21 protein-coding genes are annotated in these 19,579 nt (G+C 30.9%); 2 read left to right on the top strand and 19 right to left on the bottom strand.

Going from position 1 to position 19,579, the window contains the following annotated elements; genetic code table 11:
* Positions 1 to 814: 814 nt before the first annotated feature.
* The 16 genes from JOD07_RS07575 to JOD07_RS07500 all read right to left on the bottom strand — a co-directional run bounded on the left by JOD07_RS07575 (position 815) and on the right by JOD07_RS07500 (position 15,421).
* Positions 815 to 1,981, bottom strand: a complete 1,167-nt coding sequence (locus JOD07_RS07575; protein ID WP_204613201.1) for a nucleotide sugar dehydrogenase — start codon at positions 1,979 to 1,981, stop codon at positions 815 to 817.
* A 43-nt stretch (positions 1,982 to 2,024) separates the two neighbouring features.
* A complete protein-coding gene (locus tag JOD07_RS07570; RefSeq protein WP_204613194.1) occupies positions 2,025 to 3,044 on the bottom strand; it encodes an NAD-dependent epimerase in 1,020 nt (339 codons plus the stop codon).
* Between the two features lie 30 nt (positions 3,045 to 3,074).
* Entirely contained in the window at positions 3,075 to 3,608 is a 534-nt protein-coding gene (locus tag JOD07_RS15810; protein ID WP_204613192.1) for a serine acetyltransferase, read from the bottom strand.
* A 1-nt stretch (position 3,609) separates the two neighbouring features.
* Positions 3,610 to 4,875 (bottom strand): oligosaccharide flippase family protein, encoded by a 1,266-nt coding sequence (locus JOD07_RS07560; protein WP_204613190.1) that lies wholly within the window; start codon positions 4,873 to 4,875, stop codon positions 3,610 to 3,612.
* Positions 4,876 to 5,465: 590 nt separating this feature from the next.
* On the bottom strand, positions 5,466 to 6,041 hold the full coding sequence (locus JOD07_RS07555) for an IS3 family transposase (RefSeq protein WP_334299652.1): 576 nt from the start codon (positions 6,039 to 6,041) through the stop codon (positions 5,466 to 5,468).
* A gap of 387 nt (positions 6,042 to 6,428) precedes the next feature.
* Positions 6,429 to 7,586 carry a glycosyltransferase family 2 protein gene (locus tag JOD07_RS07550; protein WP_204613188.1) on the bottom strand — a complete coding sequence of 386 codons (1,158 nt, stop codon included), beginning with the start codon at positions 7,584 to 7,586 and terminating at the stop codon, positions 6,429 to 6,431.
* Positions 7,587 to 7,609: 23 nt separating this feature from the next.
* On the bottom strand, positions 7,610 to 8,740 hold the full coding sequence (locus tag JOD07_RS07545; protein ID WP_204613186.1) for an EpsG family protein: 1,131 nt from the start codon (positions 8,738 to 8,740) through the stop codon (positions 7,610 to 7,612).
* A gap of 47 nt (positions 8,741 to 8,787) precedes the next feature.
* On the bottom strand, positions 8,788 to 9,894 hold the full coding sequence (locus JOD07_RS07540; RefSeq protein ID WP_204613184.1) for a glycosyltransferase family 1 protein: 1,107 nt from the start codon (positions 9,892 to 9,894) through the stop codon (positions 8,788 to 8,790).
* 566 nt (positions 9,895 to 10,460) lie between these two features.
* Positions 10,461 to 10,778: a hypothetical protein gene (locus tag JOD07_RS07535; RefSeq protein ID WP_204613182.1), complete on the bottom strand. Its 318-nt coding sequence runs from the start codon at positions 10,776 to 10,778 to the stop codon at positions 10,461 to 10,463.
* Positions 10,779 to 11,421: 643 nt separating this feature from the next.
* The gene (locus JOD07_RS07530; protein ID WP_207756861.1) at positions 11,422 to 12,096 is read right to left on the bottom strand and encodes a uracil-DNA glycosylase; all 675 of its coding nucleotides are present in this window, start codon (positions 12,094 to 12,096) and stop codon (positions 11,422 to 11,424) included.
* A 22-nt stretch (positions 12,097 to 12,118) separates the two neighbouring features.
* Positions 12,119 to 13,021 carry a tRNA epoxyqueuosine(34) reductase QueG gene (gene queG, locus JOD07_RS07525; RefSeq protein ID WP_204613180.1) on the bottom strand — a complete coding sequence of 301 codons (903 nt, stop codon included), beginning with the start codon at positions 13,019 to 13,021 and terminating at the stop codon, positions 12,119 to 12,121.
* Positions 13,022 to 13,055: 34 nt separating this feature from the next.
* Complete coding sequence (locus JOD07_RS07520; RefSeq protein WP_158740061.1) at positions 13,056 to 13,472, bottom strand: secondary thiamine-phosphate synthase enzyme YjbQ; 417 nt, start codon at positions 13,470 to 13,472, stop codon at positions 13,056 to 13,058.
* 35 nt (positions 13,473 to 13,507) lie between these two features.
* On the bottom strand, positions 13,508 to 14,056 hold the full coding sequence (locus JOD07_RS07515) for a DJ-1 family glyoxalase III (protein ID WP_204613174.1): 549 nt from the start codon (positions 14,054 to 14,056) through the stop codon (positions 13,508 to 13,510).
* A 190-nt stretch (positions 14,057 to 14,246) separates the two neighbouring features.
* The gene (locus JOD07_RS07510; protein WP_204613172.1) at positions 14,247 to 14,456 is read right to left on the bottom strand and encodes a ribonuclease HepT family protein; all 210 of its coding nucleotides are present in this window, start codon (positions 14,454 to 14,456) and stop codon (positions 14,247 to 14,249) included.
* Complete coding sequence (locus tag JOD07_RS07505; protein ID WP_158740058.1) at positions 14,446 to 14,775, bottom strand: nucleotidyltransferase family protein; 330 nt, start codon at positions 14,773 to 14,775, stop codon at positions 14,446 to 14,448. The genes JOD07_RS07510 and JOD07_RS07505 overlap by 11 nt, the downstream gene beginning before the upstream one ends.
* Before the next feature lie 148 nt (positions 14,776 to 14,923).
* On the bottom strand, positions 14,924 to 15,421 hold the full coding sequence (locus JOD07_RS07500) for an ECF transporter S component (protein ID WP_204613170.1): 498 nt from the start codon (positions 15,419 to 15,421) through the stop codon (positions 14,924 to 14,926).
* Positions 15,422 to 15,585: 164 nt separating this feature from the next.
* Between JOD07_RS07500 and JOD07_RS07495 the strand changes: the two genes are divergently transcribed.
* Positions 15,586 to 15,756 carry a hypothetical protein gene (locus JOD07_RS07495; protein ID WP_158740056.1) on the top strand — a complete coding sequence of 57 codons (171 nt, stop codon included), beginning with the start codon at positions 15,586 to 15,588 and terminating at the stop codon, positions 15,754 to 15,756.
* Between the two features lie 125 nt (positions 15,757 to 15,881).
* Here JOD07_RS07495 and JOD07_RS07490 read toward each other — a convergent pair whose 3' ends face one another.
* Positions 15,882 to 16,682: an EcsC family protein gene (locus JOD07_RS07490; protein WP_158740055.1), complete on the bottom strand. Its 801-nt coding sequence runs from the start codon at positions 16,680 to 16,682 to the stop codon at positions 15,882 to 15,884.
* A 180-nt stretch (positions 16,683 to 16,862) separates the two neighbouring features.
* Here JOD07_RS07490 and JOD07_RS07485 point away from each other — a divergent pair, with 180 nt between their 5' ends.
* Positions 16,863 to 18,134 (top strand): redoxin domain-containing protein, encoded by a 1,272-nt coding sequence (locus tag JOD07_RS07485; protein ID WP_204613168.1) that lies wholly within the window; start codon positions 16,863 to 16,865, stop codon positions 18,132 to 18,134.
* Between the two features lie 34 nt (positions 18,135 to 18,168).
* Here the strand turns inward: JOD07_RS07485 and JOD07_RS07480 are convergent, their stop codons facing one another.
* Positions 18,169 to 18,954 carry a TPM domain-containing protein gene (locus tag JOD07_RS07480; RefSeq protein WP_204613161.1) on the bottom strand — a complete coding sequence of 262 codons (786 nt, stop codon included), beginning with the start codon at positions 18,952 to 18,954 and terminating at the stop codon, positions 18,169 to 18,171.
* A 14-nt stretch (positions 18,955 to 18,968) separates the two neighbouring features.
* Positions 18,969 to 19,544: a LemA family protein gene (locus JOD07_RS07475; RefSeq protein WP_330576543.1), complete on the bottom strand. Its 576-nt coding sequence runs from the start codon at positions 19,542 to 19,544 to the stop codon at positions 18,969 to 18,971.
* Positions 19,545 to 19,579: the final 35 nt, after the last annotated feature.

Raw genomic sequence — 19,579 nt, 5'->3', positions numbered from 1 at the left:
AATACTTTTGCCCTTTTGCCATTGTAGACACTTCCTTCCCTTTTTATATTTTAAGGTGTTCGGCTTTTTGTGTCTACACTAATATACTAACACCATTAAAAGGTTTTCTCTACACTTTGTTTTAAGGAGTGCGGACGAAAGTTTTTCACAACGATTAAACATAATCTCATAGAGAATATATAGCGACTTTTATATCTACCATTTATCTTAAGTACTTTATATATCTTCTTTGGAGTCCCCTAACGACATTTACTATCCATATAAATCTTACGGATTTCTGCTTTAAGATTATCAGCTTCCATCAGTCGTTTTGAGGCTACAGCAACAATAGCTTTATAATAGATGCTCCTAGGAACTTTTAAGACTTTACATATAAGCTTAACGATATATTTTAATTTGTATTTTGCGATGTAAGTAACGATTTCTTCTATCGTTTTCTTGCAAATATGGCAGTAGCTTTTTTAATATTTCATTCTCCATTTCAAGTTCAGCAATACATTTTTTAGTTTATCGTATTCCTTGCAGTGATTTCTTCCTTATCAGATAATTTGATTGGAGATAACTCTTTAATTCATTTATATATCGTTACATTTGCTACATCATACTCACGACTCAGGTAAGAAACTGAATTACCTACATTATACAGATCAACTATTTGTTGTTTAAATTCTTCTGAATAATGGTTACTGTTTTTGGACATGGTTAACACACCTTTCTTGGGCTTATTGTATCGTGTTAAACTTTTCGTGTCCACTGTTATATACTAACGCCAAATCTTCCTCATGTATTAATATAATAAATAATCCAATCAGAACTAATCTCTGCTAAATAAATCTCTTGTATATACTTTATCTAGGACATCTTTTAATTCATCAGTCATTCTATTAGCAACTATTACATCACTTATTTTCTTGAATTCATTTAAATCTTTTATAACTCTTGAGCGAAAGAATGTTTCTTCTTTTAGAGCTGGTTCATATACAACTACCTCAATACCTTTCGCTTTAATACGTTTCATGACTCCTTGAATAGCAGATTGTCTAAAATTATCAGAGTTTGTTTTCATAGTTAGCCTATAAATTCCAACTATCTCTGGAGCTTTCTTAATAATCATATCGGCAATATGATCTTTTCTAGTTCTATTGGCATCTACAATTGCTGACATAATATTCTGAGGTACATCTGCATAGTTCGCTAAAAGTTGCTTTGTATCTTTAGGCAAACAATATCCTCCATAACCAAAGGAAGGATTATTATAATGAGTTCCAATACGAGGATCAAGACATACTCCTTCAATAATTTGTTGAGTATTTAGTCCTCTAATCTCTGCATAAGTATCCAACTCATTAAAATATGCTACTCTTAAAGCGAGATAGGTATTAGCGAATAATTTAATAGCTTCAGCTTCTGTTGAATCAGTAAATAAAACTGGAATATCTTCTTTAATAGCACCTTGTACTAAAAGATCAGCAAATCTTTTAGCTCTCTCAGATTTCTCACCTACAACAATTCTTGATGGATATAAATTATCATAAAGTGCCTTACCTTCACGTAAAAATTCTGGTGAAAAGATAATATTATTTGTTTCAAACATCTTTCTAACCTTTTTTGTATAACCAACTGGTACTGTTGACTTAATAATCATCACTGCATCCGGATTAATTGATAATACATTTGCTATAACTGCTTCAACTGATCTTGTATTAAAATAATTTTTATCAGGATCATAATCTGTAGGAGTAGCAATAATAACATACTCTGCATCTTTATAAGCTTTATAATTATCTGTTGTTGCAACTAAATTCAATTCTTTTGTTGCCAAATATTCCCCAAGCTCTTTATCTATAATTGGTGATATTCTATCATTAATCATATCTACTTTTTCTTGAATAATGTCAAAAGCAATAACTTCATTGTGTTGAGCTAACAACACAGCATTTGATAAACCAACATATCCTGCTCCAGCTACTGCTATTTTCATTTATGTGCCCCCTTATAATTGTTTTAGATTTGTGTAGATTAAATTAGCTTTGAATTTTATAATAACTGATATACCAATCTACGAATTTCTTAAGTCCATCTTCAATAGTTGTACTTGGCTTAAAATTAATATCTCTTTCAAGATCAGAGACATCTGCATAAGTTTTAAGTACATCTCCTGGCTGCATATCCATATAGATTTTCTTAGCTTCTTTTCCAAGAGCAGATTCTAAAGCATTGATGAATCTCATAAGTGAAACTGGGTTATTATTTCCTATATTATATATTTTGTAAGGCGCAAAGCTTGTACTTATACCATCCTTACTTTCGTCCCACTCATTATTTGTAATAGGAATCTTATCAATTAGTTTTACAATTCCCTCTACAATATCATCGATATAAGTAAAATCTCTTTCCATTTTTCCATGATTAAATACTTTGATAGGCCTTCCTGCCAGAATATCTTTTGTAAAAGAAAAATAAGCCATATCTGGCCTCCCCCATGGACCATATACAGTAAAAAATCTTAACCCTGTGGTTGGAATTCCATAAAGATGGCTATATGTATGAGCCATTAATTCATTAGCCTTCTTTGTAGCTGCATAAAGTGATACAGGATGATCCACATTATGATTTGTGGAAAATGGAATTACTTTATTTCCACCATAAACAGAACTAGAAGATGCATAAATAAGATGCTTTACAGGGTAATTTCGACACGCTTCTAAAATATTCATAAATCCTATTAGATTAGAATCTACATAAGCATATGGATTATCAAGGGAATATCTCACTCCTGCTTGAGCAGCTAAATGTATAACGTAAATAGGGTTATGTGTTTTAAAGACATTATCAACTATTTTTTTATCCTTAATATCTAATTTATAAAAACTAAAATTGTTGTATTTGACTAACTTTTCAAGTCTAGATTGTTTTAGACTTAGATCGTAATAATTATTTAAATTATCGATTCCAATTATTTGATAAGATTCGTTAAGTAATCTTTTTGAAAGGTGAAATCCAATAAAGCCAACTGCACCCGTTATTAATATTTTATAATCCATTACAATCTCCTTCATTCAGTATCTTTTTAATTACTTCTTTATTTTTTTCCCTGGAACTCCTACATAAATACTATCATCATCAGCGTTACTATTTAAAACACAATTAGCTCCAACTATAACATTAGAACCGATTTTAATATTCCCAATGACTTTAGCTCCCGCAAAAAAAATACAATCATCTCCTATTATAGGGTATTTCCCTGCAGGGGAATCTTCTCTTCTAGCAACACCAAAAGTAACTTGTTGGTAAATTGTAACATTATTACCAATTACTACGCCATCACCAAAAATAATTCCATTTGGATGTGGAAGACTTAATCCAATTCCAATTTTCGTATTTTGGCCAATATAAATACCATAATATTTTGCTAATTTTAATTTATAATACTTTGAAACAATATTAGCTAATTTGTTTTTTTTAGCACTATATCTCTGGAAAGTTCTAATTAAAAAAACTGCATTAGTTTGTGGTAAAAAATACCTTGCATATAACTTTTGAAAAAAATTTTTACTTGATCCATAAACTTCTAGATTTATATAATCCTTGTAATTTATAAATATCACCTCAATTTCTAATTATTCTTTTAATTTTATATATATCATATTTATTTATAAACAAAGGTTCATACCACAAAATTTTATATTGTTTAATAAAATTAATATAGAAAAGAATACCACTTAAAGAATATGAGAAAACAGAAGCTATTGCTGCGCCTTCTTTTCCAAAGATGGGAATCAAAATAATATTTAAAATAATATTTAAAATTACACTTGAACTTAAAACATAAAAATAAAATTTTTGTTTGCCTTGCGCTATAAATAAAGGTCCAATTAATTTAAAAAATGCCATACTTGGAACTCCTAAAAATATCAAATATGTTACAGTATAAGAATTTATAAATTCTATTCCATATAATATTTTAATAATAAAAGATCCAAAAAATATAATTCCAATAAACATTATAATTGAAAAAAGCATACTTACTTTTATACAATTAATGATATCATTAATTGAATCATCTCGAGCTGTTTTTGAAAACAAAACATCCTTAAAGGCATCAGGAATAAGCCAAGCATATTCTGCAAGAGTAGCTCCTACAGAGTATAATCCAATTTCTGTATTATCTATAAAAAATTTCATTAAGAAAATATCTACTTTATAATTCATATCTATCAGAAGTGCTGTTAGCATTGAATAGATTCCAAACTTAATAATTTTAATAGATTCTCTTTTATCAAATACAAAAATACGTGGTAAAACTCCAATTTTTATAATAAAAATACTTATAGTAGTTACTTCTTTAATTAAAATTATTATTAGAGCATATATTAATGATCTTTTGCATAAAATAAAAATGATTATTGTTAAAATAGTATTAAATAATGTAATAAATAAGCTGACTTTCTGTCTGAATTTGATATACTCTACTAATACTAGCATACTTAATTGTTGAGAAAGAATCTGTATTGGTATTAAAAATATAACTAAACTATATACTTTATTAGAAAGACTTTGCAATAATAGGACACAAATAAAAAAATAAATAAATGTCTGAGTAAAAAAAATGTTCATATACTCATTAATTTGATTTTTCATATGTTTACGTTTTGAATATGTATAAGATTGATATATGCCCAGATTCCCAATAACAACAAAAATATTTACTATGTTTAATAAGAATGCGTATTCACCTTTTAATGTAGGTCCTAAAAATCTATTTAATAATGAAGAAGAGATTAATCCGCATAAAATTGCAAAACCTTTGTTTACTAATGAAAATAAGTAATTATTATTCTGTAATCTCTGTAATATTATTTTAATTTGTTTCAATATCGTCACCGCCATATTATAATTCCAAACCAGTATTAACTTTAATAATTTTCATAATTAACTATATGTAAAATATATTGTAGATCTTATTATTTATTATCTAAATTGTATATTTATAAAAAAATAGAACTTTTAAATTAAAAAATTTTCTTTTGCTGAATTATTACTTTTTAATTGTTTAACAATATACTAAATTAAAATTTTATTTATTTATATTTATTTTTTATAATTCCTTTTTTGATTGTATCTCAATAGTTTTCTTAAAGATACGAAATGGACTTGCCTCAATAGAATAGACACAAAAATTTTAACATCTAATGCAGCTCTTTCGTAAACTGCATTTGAAGTCATATCATTAATGGATCTATAAATCCTTTTTCGTTTATGCCAGGATTCAATAAATTCAAATGCTACCCTATCCTACGGCAAATTTGAAAGATTAATATTTATTTATTATGTTTGACTTCTTCCTTGTTTAAGTTGAAACGAAAGAATTTAATACAAACATTTTTATAGAAGGTTCTCTTACGACTAAAGGAATATATTATTTCCTTTTTTAATACTAACTCTTGAAACTTTTGACTTGTGTACTATGTTCCCAGATTACTATGAAGTATTATGTCTTTTGTTACTTTTACATTTAAGCAGACATTCTCCAGTACCTTAACTACTAAATCTAAAGTCATTGTTGTTTCATATGCATAGCCAATAATCTTTCTGCTATAGAGATCCATAACTGTGGCAAGATAAGTCCATCCCTCTTTAATAGTATAAATATAAGTAATGTCAGTACACCACTTTTGGTTTATTCCATTAGCTTTAAAATCTCTGTTTAAAAGGTTTTCTTTTTCTTCTATACTTGATTTTGAAGAGTATGGACGAAATTTTTTTACAACGATTGAAGGTAATCCCATAGAAAACATATAGCGTTGTATTCGTTTTAAACTTATATTTTTACCGATTGCTTTAAGTGCTTTATATATCTTTGGGGCTCCGTAGCGACATTTGCTGTCTATATAAATCTTACGGATTTCTGCCTTTAGATTATCGGCTTCCATCTGTCGTTTTGAAGGTACAGCAAGGAGAGCCTTATAATAAGTACTTCTGGGAAATTTTAAGGCTTTGCATATAAGCATAATGGTATATTTTGATTTGTATTTTTCGATGAAGGTAACGATTTCTTCTATCGTTTTCTTGTGAATATAGCGGTAGCTTTTTTTAATATTTCATTCTTCATTTCAAGTTCAGCAATACGTTTTTTAACTTTTCGTATGCTTTAGAAGTGTATCATCCTTCTCAAGAACTTTAATTGGAGATAATTCTTTAATCCATTTATATATCGTTACATTTGCTACACCATACTCATAACTCAGATAATAAACCAAATTACTTGCATTATACAAATTAACTATATTTTTTAAATTCTTCGGAATAACTATTACATTTTTAAACATGGTTTAACATATGTTTCTTTGGATTATTGTATCGTGTTAAACTTTTCGTGTCCACTGTTATATACTAACACCAATTATAATATATAAATTTTATTATTGTTACCATTTAATATTTTCAATGATTGAAATATATCTTAATGAATATGAATTCTTATATTCTTTACTATCTTTATAAATAAAACTCAATTTTGAATCCTCTCTATACTTTTTTATATATTGTTTATATTCATAGCTATTATTATGAAATTTACCACTTTTTGAAATTTCACTGTATCTTTTTAAATCTGATGGCAAGAACTTGTAATGAAGTAGGGCTCCCCAACAAGGACTTTGAAAATTTTTATAGAAAGGGAAAGAATAATGGGAACTATATTGTATATCACCCTTTTCAAAATATATTAATGGATATTTGGTTAAATACGGAAAAAACCTCTTATTATTGTCTTGAAAGACTCTAGCCCTCATACCACCAACTACTAAATTAAAATTATAACGCTGTATTAATTCATAATTATCAGAATCAAAATACACATAATGTTTTAAATAGTCACTCTCATTGATACCCTTACTTCCATCTGAGTACATATCCACAGTTAATGTTCTAACTCGAGTAATTCTATTAATTTGTACAATATTAATCAAGTCATTTATTTTATTATTTTCACAATTTTCATAAACAAATAACTCGTCTGAATCCACAATTAAATACCACCTATTAAAACCATAATAAGCAATTATTTTATTAATCCATGCTTGTCGTCTCAAAGTAGAATATGGTATATCTGTTTTAAATAAGTCTGTGTCTTTTTGCTCTTTTAACCATTCATAAGTACCATCGTCAGAATTGTTATCTAATATTGCAAATCTTTTTACTCCTAATTTCCTATAATGTTCATAAAAAGTTTTCATTCTTATTAAATCATTTTTAACCACACATATCGCTATAACATCATTTCGATTGAAATTATTTATTCTACTGCTGTTTACTATTTTTAAATCATCTTTAAAAAAATAATTAGCAATCTCATATCCTACAGAAGTAGATATTGATAATAATTTAAATGCCTTTCTCCATACATTTATATCTTTATCCAATTCTCCCCAATTATTACCGATAATGTCGTTTGCCATTTTATCAATATTCATTAGTTCGCCATAGCATTTAACTGGCTTCTTTAGTAGTCGCAATAATAATATTTTATCTCTAATTTTAGGGTTCAATAAAAGCATAATTCTTTCGACTAATTTATAATTCATTGTTTACTCACCTATCTTTTTATTTATATTGACATTTGCCAAAAAAACTTATATGGATAAATTACATTCCATTCTGGTCGCATTATTTGAATGGTGGTAGAATAAATAAAAAACATTCCTACCACTAAAAAAATACTTAGCATTTTCATTTGTCTATTCTTTAATCCTATAATTGCATTAGGCAAATATATTATTGCAAAAACAATATAATAATTTCCTATTCTATCTAACAAACTAAAATTAAAAGAGATAAATATTACTGCAACTCCTGTTATAATAAGCATTAGCATATTCTGTCCATCTTTTATATTTAATTTTTCTCTTGATATTGATTTTAGAACCAATTCCTCTTTCATTTCTTTTAAATGATACCTAGTACATACACCAAATATAATTATTGATAATCCTACTAAGAAATTTAATACACTTGCAGTTCGAGTATCCCCATCTAAATATTTACTTTCGATATAATACTGATATCTTGGAAAATAAATTAATACAACATTCAATAATTTTGAAAACGTAAGTGAAACGATAATACTTGAACTTATTACTAATAAAATTGTTTTAAAATTATATTTTAAATAAGTTATTGGATAAGCTAATAAAAAGAATAAAGAAACTCTATGAAATAATGATGCTAAAAAAACTATAAATATAAATTTAAATAATTTCCTCTCTCTTAAATAACGATATGAATATAGTATAATCACTAAAGCGATATTTGATCTTATAGTATTCATAGACATTCCAAAATATCCTAATGTAAAAAACAAATATGTGCTCAACCAAGGAATCTTAGAATATCTATAAATAAATTTTGCAAATCCAAAAATTACAAATATGCTAGTAACTATAATTATAAATTGGGGATTCAATGTAATCATGCTGATTAATTTGTTTAAATAAAGATATCCTTCCTCATATCTCCATGTATAAGAAGCTATATCTTTAGATACTGCTATATTATTGAAAATCCTTATATACTCATATGTATCATTTCCTATGGTATTAGCTCTAAATGCTGCCAGAAAAGCAAATGTACCAAATACTAAAAAAAAATAAATTCTTTTGGCAATTGGACTTTGATTTGCTCTTCCACATGCAACTCCTAATATTAAAATATAAATTATCAAAATATAATGTAACCACATATAAACACCGCCATGATCTATAATATGACTTAGTAATAATCCTAAAATTATATATCCATTTCTAAATATATATTTTCTAATTTTTTAGCTTCTTCTTTTATATCAAATCCTTTTTCTTTAACATTTAAAAAGGCTTGAATTCTATTACAATTTCTATCTATACTTAACACTTCTTGAGCCCAATACTCTGGAGATTGGTTTAAGTCTAAATATTTATAATTAAATAAACATATTTCTTGAGTAATAGAATTTGAGAATACAACAGGAAGACCTGAAGCTTGCGCTTCTACACCTACTACAGGAAGCCCTTCAAAGAGTGATGGTAATAGAAATATATCCATTGCCTGTAAAATATCTGGAATATCTTTTCTTCTGCCTAAAAAGATGACATTATTGTTTAAATTTAGCTTTTTGACCTTCTCTTGTATTGTTTGAAACAACGGACCATCTCCAACTAATAGTAATTTTGCATTTTTTTCTTTTTTTTGAATTAAATAAAATAAATCAATTAAAAATGAATGATTCTTCTGTTTATTAAATCTGCCTATATGCCCAATAACTAAATTTTTTTCTATTCCTAGTTTTTTACGCATAACACTTCTAATATTTGGATCAAATTTATATTTTTCACAATCAATTGCATTGTTAATAATTTTTACCTTCTCAGTTTTTAAATATTTTTCTCCATACAAAAAACTTCCAGCAGCTTTAGAACACGAAAAATAATAATTTGCTTGTTTTTTTAATGGTATGCATAAAATTCTATTTCTTAAAGCATTTATTTTCTTATCAGAGTATTGAGTTGCATGGCAATGTGTAATAACATTTTTGATTCCATTTTTTTTTGCAATAGTAGCAAATATAAAAGTTAAATATATCTCATGAATATGCAATGCTGTATAAATGCCTTTTTGCTTTTCAAAAAAGCCATTTATTTCATTAAAAAATTTTATTGACAAGGAGGGTCTGCTAATTTTTATTGTATGTCCACCTAATGAATTTATCTCTGCCTCATAAGTATCCTCACCATCCATAAAATAACAAAAATCAAATTGAACCTTGTTTTTATCAATATTTCTATAATAATTCATTATTACACTCATTACTCCACTTTTTATACTTAAACTTGATACAAGATGTAGTATTTTAATCATTTCAAAAACTCCTTAAGCTTTAATAGTTACAAACGCACAAATATCCTTATTATTAAAAGTACTCTATACTTTATTAAATATTAATTTATATTTCTATAATCCTTTAATAAATACAATACCGTTTTTCAAACAAAAGACTTTTCTCCTTAATTAACGATACTTTCTCCATATAACAAAGTAATGGACAAACAATCTTATTCTTATCTCCTTACATATAGAAGATTTTAATGACTATTTCTAGGCAACCTTAGATTTGTGTCAATAAGATAAATACAAAAAGTTTAACTTTTGATGCTGTAACACAAGCAACCTCATATACTGCTTATGGAGTCATATAATTAATGGAGCTATAATTCTTTTTCGATTATATCAGGACTCAATGTATTCAAATATTGCCTTACAAGCAGTATTTAAATCGTAGTATTTATGATGATTGACTTCTTCCTGCTTTAAAAATAAGGATTCTATGCAAACATTATCGTATGGATTACCCTTCTTCCTAAAAGAATGAATGATATCTTTAGAATAAGCATAATTCTCAAAATCATGGCTTGTGTACTGAGATCCTAAGTTGCTGTGTAAAATAATACTTTCTGTAACTTTAATATTTCTTTTTCTTCAAAAATGGATTTGTCAGAATGATGATTGAATTTATTGACTACAATTGAACAGATGGCCATATCAGCCATATATCGTTGAACACATTTTAAGATGATATTTTCTTTATTTTTGACTGAAACTTTATGAATTTTAGGGACATCGTATCTGGACTTACTTCCCATCCAGACATTCCTTATTTCGCCTTTTAGTCTTTCAGTCTCTTTTTGGCGTTTTGAAGTCACACTAACTAAAACCTTATAATAAATACTTCTTGAAACTTTCAAGACTTTGCAATAAGTTTTACGGTATATTTTGACTTATATTTTTCGATAAATGCAACAATTTTTTCTATCGTTTCTTGAGAATATGGCGGTAGCTTTTCTAATATTTCATTCTCCATTTCAAGTTAAACAATACGTTTTTATATGAATTAATATTTCTTTGCTATAATTTCTTTATTATTAATTATCATTACCAAAGAAAACTATTTGATCCATTTATATTATAAATAGTTACCGTTTCTTCGCCATACTCACAGCTCAATTTTAATACAGACTAGCCAGACTTATACAGATCTACTATCTGTTGTTTAAAATCATCCGTGTATCGGATCCCGTTCTTGAACATTGCTTAACACACCTTTCTTGTATTCATTGTATCGTGTTAAACTTTTCGTGTCCACAATTATATACTAACATCAAAAGTACTCTATCTTAAAACTCTTACTTATCAAATAATATTTTTTTGCTAAATTAGCACCTATATGATTAATAGTTATAGTATTGGTTGTTCACATTATGAACATCAATTGTATTGTACCTTTCTATGTATTGAGTGTCAACATTTTTCTAGTATTTTTTTAGAACAATAAAAAGCTGTGAATCTTTTAATCATACTAATTCACAGCTTCTCTTTTAAAAATAAATATTAAATATTCGGTATTTGCCAATCGATTTCGCCCAGGCCATGTTCTTTTAGAAATTTATTGGCTTTTGAGAAGTGACGGCAGCCGAAGAAGCCTTTGTGGGCTGAGAGGGGGCTGGGGTGGGCGGCTTTTAGTATTAAATGTATTGGATTTGTGATATATTTTGCCTTTTCTTTGGCGTTGCTGCCCCACAACATAAATACCACAGGGGTTTGTTTTTCGTTGAGCAGCTGTATGACTCTGTCGGTGAAGATCTCCCAGCCTTTGTTTCTATGGGAATTGGCCATATTGGCTACAACGGTTAAACTGGTGTTTAGAAGCAATACTCCTTGCTTTGCCCAGGGTACCAGGTAGCCGTTATTGGGTATATAACACCCCAAATCATCCTTTAACTCCTTGTAAACATTTAACAAGGAAGGCGGAATGGCTACTTCCTTTTGAACGGAAAATGCCAAACCGTGGGCTTGGTTTTCTCCATGATAGGGGTCCTGTCCCAGTATTACAACTTTAACATCTTTGTAAGGGGTTAATTTTAATGCTTCAAAAATCTGATACTTATCGGGATAGATGGTTTTGGTTTTGTATTCCCTGATAAGAAATTGTCTGAGTCTTAAATAATATTCCTTTTGAAATTCATCCTTTAGCAGTTCATCCCAATCGTTGTTTAGTTTAACCAAAATTAGTCATCTCCTGTTACGTTTATTCTTTTGTACGGTCATGTATGATCTCATGGTTTCGGATGAGGATTTTCTTTCCTCTCCAGCTGAATGCTCTGTCTTTATATCTTCTTATAAATTCCTTATTGGATATTTGAGAAAGTTCTTCGTAGTCAATATTGTAAATTAAATCTTTCCAAAATTCGTCTATTGGTGTTTTGTCAACCTTTCGATTATGGGGACACACATCCTGGCAAACATCGCAGCCCCATATTAATTGGTGTTTTCGCAGTATGTCTATATCCTCTTGGGATAATTCGCCTTTTTTCTGAGTGATAAAGGATTTGCACCGCAGAGGATTGATTGTAAAATCTCCCTTTATGCACTGGCCGGGGCAGCTTCTCACACAATTAAAACACTGATAGCAGGTCCGTTCCTGAGGTTTATCCGCTTCAAAGGGATAATTATTTAAAATATATCCTATAAAAACATAAGAGCCGTATTGATCTGTTATGATATGACTATTGATTCCCCGAAATCCCAGGCCCGCTTTATAAGCCAGGTATCTGTCATTTAAAGGACCTGTATCCACAAAAGCTTTGTAATGAAAGTTTTCTATTCTTTCCGATAAAAATTGACCTATCTGTTCAAGCTTTTCTTTAGCTAAGATATGATAATCCATACCATAGGTATATTTAGAAATATTCGAGTTCTCTGCTGTTCCTGTGTAATAGGGAAACAAGCATACAATAACAGATTTGACATCTTCCAAGGTTAAGTGAGGGTAAATCCGCTTTTCAATATCCAGCTCTTCAAAGCCGCAGACAAACCCTCGTTCAATCTGCTTCTTCCAAATCTCTTCAAAATCATAATATGGATCTGAAGGAGCTATTCCCACATATTTTATTTTTATGGAATTGCAAAATCGAATCAGTTCTTCCTTCATCCATATCCGTCCAATCTATTTTTAGTTTGATATTTTATTCCCCAATGATTTTTACTAAAACTCTTTTGGATCTTTTTCCGTCAAATTCTCCATAGAATATTTGCTCCCAGGGACCAAAGTCCAATTTCCCGTCGGTAACAGCTACGACTACTTCTCTTCCCATAATTGTTCTTTTTAAATGGGCATCTGCGTTGTCTTCAAATCCGTTGTGATCATATTGGTCATAGGGCTTTTCCGGGGCAAGTTTTTCTAAAAATCTTTCAAAATCTCTATGTAATCCCGGTTCATCATCATTGATAAATACACTGGAAGTAATATGCATAGCATTGCAAAGCAATAACCCTTCTTTAATACCGCTTTCTTTTAAGCATTTTTCAATTTCAGGTGTAATATTGATAAATGCCCTTCTGCTGTTTGTATTAAAGCACAGTTCTTTTCTATAGGATTTCACAAGATCTCCCCCTTTATCACTGTCATTAAATAGATTTATTGATGATAGACCATGTTTTTAGCTACTTCCTGAGCTTTGTCCGCGCCTTTTAATACCTCTACAATTTTTAAGGCAAATTCAAAAGTGGTTCCCGGTCCTTTAGATGTAATAACGTTTCCGTCGTGGACAACCACTGCTTCTTCCTGAACACAGGCACCTTTTAGGTCTCCTTCCAATCCTGGATAGCAGATTGCTTTTCTTCCTTCTAACAAACCCATTTTACCAAATATCGTGGGTGCTGCACAGATCGCCGCAATCCATTTGCTTTCCTTGTGAAACTCTTTAACTAAAGACTTAAGTTCTTCATGCTGATCCAGTGAACTTACTCCTGGACCTCCAGGAAGAATCAACATATCTATATCGGAAGTATTCACCTCTTCAAATAAGGTGTCAGCTGTTACAGGTACACCCATTTTACCTACCACAGTCTTTTTATTCGTAACAGATACGGTTGTAACATCAATCCCCGCTCTTCGCAAAATGTCCACTGTTGCAATTGCTTCGATTTCTTCGAAGCCATCTGTTAAAAACAATAAGGTTTTCATACACATCTTCCTTTCATATGTAATATTTCCATTTATTCATAGTTTCTTTTATTATATCATTTTAATCTTTATTATATCAAAAATCTTGGTCCCAGACACTACAGTTGATCTAACACTATTGTATTCATCAAAAAAACTCTTTCATGGAATCTATTTCTGAAAGAGCTTTAGACCAAATTTTAATTATATTTTAAAAGCAACTAATGGATCTACAAAATGTATCTAAAGTTTTTCGCTCTTTTAACTTATTAGCTAATTCGCCCAATTGACCTACAACATACATTGCTGCTAAAGTCAATTTCAAATCTTTTAAAAACTCATCTTCTGATTCACCATTATAGATTGATAGCAAATCTTCACAGTGATTTAACATCTTTCTTAAAATTATTTTATCTCTCATAAATAACTATTCCTTCTTTCTTAATGCTCTCACTAAACTCTGTGTTATCTATAACTTCTTGCTCTTGAAAGATGTCAACTTCCACCCCATAAAAAACCATAAAAACTGTTCGTGCATCCTCTGAAAACTCAATAAAATCCAGATATGAATCAAACTTACCATCAACAATTAAATCCACATCACTAAATGGATTAGCGTCCCCCCTGGCATAGGAACCAAATAGTGTGATTTTTTTAATTTTATCTTCATAGCCTTCTATCGTAGCTGCTATACCCTTCTTAATCTCTTCCATAGTTAAAATCGGTGGTAATGACGTCATAGTTCTACCTCCTTACTTCTCTTATTATATCATTTTAACCCTTATTATATCAAAAATCTTGGCCCCAGACACTACAGTCGTTTTAATAGAATTGCATTCATTAAAAAACTCCTTTAAGGATTTCCTCAAAGGAGCTTTGGACTGTGTTTTAATTATTATAATTCGTTAAATTCAATTTAGCAGATTTCTGAAGTACATTGACTAAAAGATATGAAATGAACGCATCGGCAAAATGATGAAGTACCGTGCCTATTCCGGTAACAACCAGTAACTTGTAAACATCAAAGCCTATAAAAGGAACCACTACAAGAACTTCAAGCAGACCATGCAAAGGAGCAGTGATCACAAAAACTTTACCAAAGGACATACCCTTTTTAATAAGCATTGCACCCGCAAGTCCTACAAACACATGCATAAAAGCTCTTGCTCCAACTACGACTCCAAGGTTTAAAAAGAATCCTAAAGCAGAACCAATTCCAACCATGATGGCAACTTCAGGACCAAAAAACATCGCAATGAACATAGGCACATGAGAACCAAGCGTCGCTGTAAATGGTGGAATGACCACCTTAAAAAATACCGCAAAAGGTATTACAATTGCTAAAGCAGTAAGTAAGGCAGCTATAGTTAGCTTTTTGGTATTCATCGTTTAAACCTCCTTGACAATTTTAATTATCATAACATATGTATATACACATGTCAATGTCATGTTAATGGTTTTTCTTCACTAAGTTTTTCGTTTTATTTTTAATAAAATAGGCATAATAACTAATGAATTTTGAATATCTTATTGGAAAGGAGCTCCAAAATATGGGCGACAGCCGTTCTTATGAAGAAATAAAAGAAGATGCCATTGATAAACAAAAACATGCGATCCAAGAACTTTTTAAAAATCACAGTCCCGAATTAAAAGAAAAAATTATTGAAAGCATAACCGACAGACAGGAAATGATTGATTATATAGATACCCACATGGAGTAAGATGCATCAGTCTATAATGCAGTAAGAAGGGTTGTTGCACTAAATTATTAGTATGCAGCATCTTTTCTCACAAAAAAAGCTGTGCACCAGCAAATTCTATTCGCTAATGCAACAACCCTTTCATATTATCTTTGCATATTTTTCTCTCTTGCTTTTTTTAGCAGATATCTCTTTTTATACTTTACGGATGCAAATTTACCTATTTTGTCTATGATATTATAGTTTACAACTCCGCCAACCACTCCAACAATTGGAATACCCTGAATGAACTTCGATGTCAGCATGGCTTCTGATAAAATCTGCGCCGTCCTATTCATCTGATCTTCTAAAGTGATTTCAATCGGGATTTGAGTATCGATTTGAATTCCTATACGATCGAGTTGATCACTGATTTCTTTCTTCTTTTCACCCTGGGCTAATGCTCCGCTTATGATCAGAAGGATATATACTTTCTCTTCATCCCTTTGGTAATCATAGCCATAACTTAGCGCAATTTCATACATTGTTCTCATCATCACGGATAAAAAAAGAGGAATATCCGGTAAGCCTATCCCAAGAAATCCCAAGACACCTCCTTCTAAAATTGTAAGGGCACCATTCACTCTTTTTGAATGTTTGGCTGGAGTATCCAGTCTTTTTACATATTTACTGCATAATTTTTTATCAATGGCATAATTGTTCAAATCATGTTCCAGCTTAATTCTATCTCTATCGTAAGTTTTTTCAATATAAGCACTTCCCTTTTCAAAGACCAGATTAAAGCTCTTTATGAAAGCAGCTTCCAGAGTTGATTTTAATTTCGGAGGTATTTTCCCCTGGATTTTATCCATAACAGGAATTTTTAAAAATTTAATTTCTTTCTTATTTAACATCTTATTTTCTATTTTATCCAGGCGTTTCAATTGCTTATTGAATTCTCGATTCATTTTTTTCTCCTTCTTAAATATTTATTAATAGTATACGTATTTTTTAGCTTAAATACTGCTCATCTAGAATTTGCTAATGGCAATAATAACTTTATTTAATAAACTATTTGATGAAACTTACTTGAGTATATTAAGCTCCTGTGATAATATCAAAAAAACTGTTTAAGGAGGTAAATGATTATGGAGGCATTGGTATCTACGGATCACATCAGTTTTCTTCTTGTACTGCTTGAAGGGATATTATCTTTTTTCTCCCCCTGCGTGATTCCACTGATCCCTGTCTATATGAGTTATTTAGCAGGTAATACGGAGGATACCGATGAAAATGGAAATATCGTTTACAATAGAAAAAAAGTGTTTTTCCATACAGTATGTTTTGTCTTAGGCATATCTTTTGCATTTTTTATTCTCGGAATGTCTTTTACAGCCATTGGAACATTTTTTCAAAGTAACAAATTACTCTTTACAAGACTGGCTGGAATATTAATTATTGTCTTAGGATTGTTTCAACTTGGTATTTTTGATTTAAAGTTTCTTAATCGTGAAAGAAAATTTCATCTTAATTTAATCAACAGAAATGTGAATCCACTGGTAGCATTTGCTATGGGATTTACTTTTAGCTTTGCATGGACCCCCTGCGTCGGTCCTGCCCTTTCTTCCGTACTGATCCTGGCATCCAGTGCTGGCAGTGCATTTCTAGGAAACTTACTGGTGTTGGTCTATGCGATGGGCTTTGTCATTCCATTTTTGCTTCTTGGATTATTTACAACTCAAGTATTGAATTTCCTGGATCGTCAAAAAAAATTACTAAAATATACGGTTAAGGCTGGAGGATTGATTCTAGTGTTAATAGGCATTATGACTTTCACTGGATGGATCAATAGAATTTCAGGATATCTCAATACTTACGATTCACCTGATATCCCCCAGAATCAAGAACAGCAAGAAACCGTAGAAAAGCCTTCTGATGAGTCCAATCAACATAGGGATCAAACATTAACCCCAGCTATTGATTTTACCTTGGTCGATCAATACGGCAATGAGCACACGCTCTCCGATTATAAGGGAAAAGTAGTATTTTTAAATTTCTGGGCAACCTGGTGTCCTCCCTGTCAAAAAGAAATGCCGGATATCGAGGCACTGTATCAGGAATATAATCAAAATCAAGGGGATGTGATATTCTTAGGCGTTGCCAGTCCAAGAAGTGAAAATAATCCCAATACCCGAGAAATTGATAAAGAAGGTGTCATTGAATTTTTAGAAGAAAATCAGCTTACATTCCCTGTTGTATTTGACGAAAGCGGTGAAGTATTTTATCAATATGGCATTTCTGCATTGCCCACGACATTCATGATCAATAAAGACGGCAATGTTTACGGCTATGCGCCTGGAATGCTTACAAAGGAGATTATGAAAAATATAATCAATCAAACTTTAGAATCTACGGATTAAATGTAAAAAGCAAGGATTAACCCAAATCCTTGCTTTACCATTTGCGGCTGCTTCCGCCTCCTCCAGAAGAACCTCCTCCGCCTTTAAAGCCTCCGCCGCCAAAACCGCCTCCACCAAATCCTCCACTGCCTCCGCCCCGTCTTCCTCCAAAGACAGAACTCCAAAAGAACATTTCAAAAAGAAATCTGGTCATTCTTCCTCTTAGTAAAAGAATATCAATGAGAAAAAAAATAATTATAACAGTAGGTATACTTTTATTCTTTCTGCTGTTGGCTGAAACGGTTTCCTGATATATCGTATCCGGAATACCTGTAAGTTCTACTCCGTATTCGGCGGCAACTTCTGTGGCAAGAACCTGATAAGTCGCCATAATTCCTGAATCATAATCACCTTCTGCTAAATAAGGAATCAAATATTCGTCCTGAATCCTTCCGGTTTTACCATCGGGCAGACGTCCTTCCAGGCCATAACCTACCTCAATTCTTGACTCCCTTTCATTGGGTGCTACAAGCAGGAGTACACCGTTATTCTCTTCTTTTTGGCCTATCCCCCATTGTCTAAACAATGTATTGGCGTATTCTTCAATAGAGACTCCCTGAAGGCTTTCAGGAATCACTACCACAATCTGGGCGCTTGTTTTTTCTTCCAACTCTTTTGCTAAATTCTCTATACTTTGCTTTGTACTGCCACTGAGAACACCTGCAAAATCACTGACATAGTTATTGGTTGGGGAGGGAATATTCAGTTCTGCTCTTGCTGTACCGGATAAATATAAAAGGAATAAAACACCAATCAGCAAGATCCTTAATTTCCTAGTCATATAATCCCTTCCTGTCATTTGAATTCAACCTTTGGAACTTCTTTGCTTCCTTCATCTGCCTGGAAATATTCTCTTCGTTCGTATCCAAAGACACTTGCAATAATATTGGTCGGAAATCTTTTGATTTTTGTGTTATAGGCCTGAACGGCATCGTTATAATCTTTCCTTGCTGTTGCTATTCGATTTTCCGTTCCTGCCAATTCATCCTGCAAGGCAATAAAGTTCTGATCCGCTTTTAGGGTTGGATATGCTTCGCTGATCACAAGCAACCTGTTTAAAGCTCCGGATAATTCATTATTTGCCCTGGCAGCTTCTTCTACGGTATTGGCGCCAATAAGTCTTGACCTTGCGTCAGCAATCGCTTCAAATATTTCTTGTTCGTGGGCTGCATAGCCTTTTACTGTTGCAACCAAATTCGGAATCAAATCTGCTCTTCGTTGAAGATTGTTTTCTACCTGGCTCCATTTGCTGTCAATATTTTCACTGGCTGTTGCCAAATTATTGTAGCTTCCAATCATACTGGCTCCCAATATGAGCAAAAGAATTAATACAATCCCAAATGCAATCCATCCGGTTCTGTTTCTCTGCACAACATATCATCCTTTCTATAAAATAATTGTCATAT

Source organism: Defluviitalea raffinosedens, assembly GCF_016908775.1.
GTDB classification, from domain to species: domain Bacteria; phylum Bacillota; class Clostridia; order Lachnospirales; family Defluviitaleaceae; genus Defluviitalea; species Defluviitalea raffinosedens.
This window is presented reverse-complemented; position numbering and strand designations above follow the sequence as displayed.